This window comes from uncultured Caballeronia sp. (assembly GCF_964243625.1).
Taxonomy (GTDB): Bacteria; Pseudomonadota; Gammaproteobacteria; order Burkholderiales; family Burkholderiaceae; genus Caballeronia.
On record NZ_CAXTGZ010000811.1, the window covers coordinates 1 to 2,255 of the forward strand.

General features: G+C 61.2%; 1 protein-coding gene and 1 pseudogene. One reads left to right on the forward strand and one right to left on the reverse strand.

Annotated elements, in window-relative coordinates:
• Positions 1-1,323: UbiD family decarboxylase (locus ACFFAR_RS31210; RefSeq protein ID WP_375509231.1), on the reverse strand; the 1,323-nt coding region annotated here is incomplete at its 3' end.
• 620 nt (positions 1,324-1,943) lie between these two features.
• Between ACFFAR_RS31210 and ACFFAR_RS31215 the strand changes: the two are divergent.
• Positions 1,944-2,255 (forward strand): annotated as a pseudogene (locus tag ACFFAR_RS31215) (lytic transglycosylase domain-containing protein); the annotation flags it as partial.

A 2,255-nucleotide genomic window follows, 5' to 3' on the forward strand; every position in this document is an offset into this window, starting at 1 on the left:
GTCCACCACCACGATGAACTTCGTGTACATGAATTGCCGCAAGAAGCTCCAGACGCCGAACATCACGCGCTTGGCATGTCCCGGGTAGCTCTTCTTGATCTGCACGATTGCCATGCGGTAGCTGCAGCCTTCGGGCGGCAGATAGAAGTCGGTGATCTCGGTGAACTGCTTCTGCAGGAGCGGCACGAATACTTCATTGAGCGCGACGCCAAGGACGGCGGGTTCGTCGGGCGGCTTGCCTGTATACGTGGAGTGATAGAGCGCATCGCGGCGCATGGTGATCTTTTCGACCGTGAAGACCGGGAACCACTCTTGTTCGTTGTAGTAGCCCGTGTGGTCGCCGTACGGACCTTCGAGCGCGTGCTCGTATTTGCCGGACGCATTATTCGATGGCCTCGGCGGCGCGCCCTCGGGCGCCTGCGGCAGGGGACCGTCTTGCGGGTAGATAAACCCTTCGAGCACGATCTCGGCGCGCGCCGGTACTTGCAGCGTGTCGACGCCCGGCGTCAGGCATTTTGCCAGTTCGGTCTTCGCGCCGCGCAGCAGACCGGCAAACTGATATTCGGAAAGCGAGTCGGGCACCGGCGTCACGGCGCCGAGAATCGTTGCGGGATCGGCGCCGAGCACCACGGCAACCGGATACGGCTTGCCCGGATTGGCAAGCGCGAACTCCCTGAAGTCGAGCGCGCCGCCGCGATGCGCGAGCCAACGCATGATGAGCTTGTTGCGCCCGATCAGTTGCTGTCTATATATGCCGAGGTTTTGCCGCGTCTTGTTCGGCCCGCGCGTGACGGTCAGGCCCCACGTGATCAGCGGACCGGCGTCGCCCGGCCAGCATGTCTGAATAGGAAGGCGTGCAAGATCGACGTCCTGTCCTTCCCACACGATCTCCTGGCACGGCGGGGCGCTTACCGTCTTCGGCGCCATGTCCCATACGGCCTTGGCGAGTGTGAACAGCTTGCCTGCGTCCTTCAATCCCTTGGGCGGCTCGGGTTCCTTGAGGGCGGAGAGCAGGCGCCCGACATCGCGAAGTGACTCGAGTGCAGCTTTGTCACTGAGAAGACTCGGGTCCGAAGCGGCTTGCGCCTCCGTTTCGATACCCATGCCCAGGGCCACGCGCCTCGGCGTACCGAACAGGTTGGCCAGCACCGGCATGGTGTGTCCGGTCGGCGTCTGGAAAAGCAGCGCGGGGCCGCCCGATCGCAGCACGCGATCGGACAACTCGGTCATTTCAAGAACTGGGGAAACGGGCTGCTTGATGCGGCGCAACTCGCCAAGCGTTTCGAGGCGGGCGGTGAAGTCGCGCAGGTCTTTGTATTTCATCGGCTGAGGGGTAGGGCCTGCGAGGAAAATTATCTGCAGCCCGGCGCACAACAAAGTTCGTGGAGAGGCTCCGGAGCGCGCGCGGGCGATTGTCGATTTTACCTGTGTTGATGTCGGTACGTCAGGTCACACAACGGCACAACTCGGGCTTGACCGCTGGAAAACCGCTTGGGAAGGCGCTTTGAGGGCTCTGAACACTGTTTATAATAACCAAAAGTAATGGGTTTTGCATTTCTCAGCATTGACGGATCATTTGAGGCTGCTAGAATCCATCGACATTGACAACACCGATTGCAACTTTTTACCAGTGCCACGGGTCTTTTGAAACGACGCGCTGCGTCACCCGGCCGGATTGTTCCGGTAAGTAATGGCAGTGGTGTTCATGCCGGCGCTCTTCTTCGCCGGTTTTTCGCGTGGTGGCCTGTGTGCGCGCCCCGGCATGTTCTTCGTGCCGCGCGCACCCGGATTCGAAGTATTCCGGTTAGGGCTGTCCCAACGGTTTGTGCCGTTTTTCCCGATACCGCTCGTGGGCTGTCCCAGAGCTGGCGGTGTCGATTTCTCCGTGGTGTGGCGGTTTTTGACGTTTACATCTGTAGAAATCAATGCATTTGGGAGCTCCAATGAATGCTTGGTTGTCGTGGCGTCCTGACGCTCGCATCGCGCTGTATCTGCGCGCCGTGCTGCGTCGCGCCAAACATATGAGTCTTACCGTCTTCAGCCTGGTCGGCTGTGCGGCCGTCGTGACAGCGCTCGCGCTGTGGCTGCTTCCCGCCTGGCGCGGCTCCTTCGCCGCAAAACTGATGCCGCTGGTCTCGGCGGCCGTCCAGGCCGGCCCGGCGCGTCTGCTTGCCGGCCAACCCCTACCGCCATTTGCAATTGGTCATCAGCGTGAAGAAGCATTGCGCAACGGCGAGACGGCGTCGCTCGGCTCA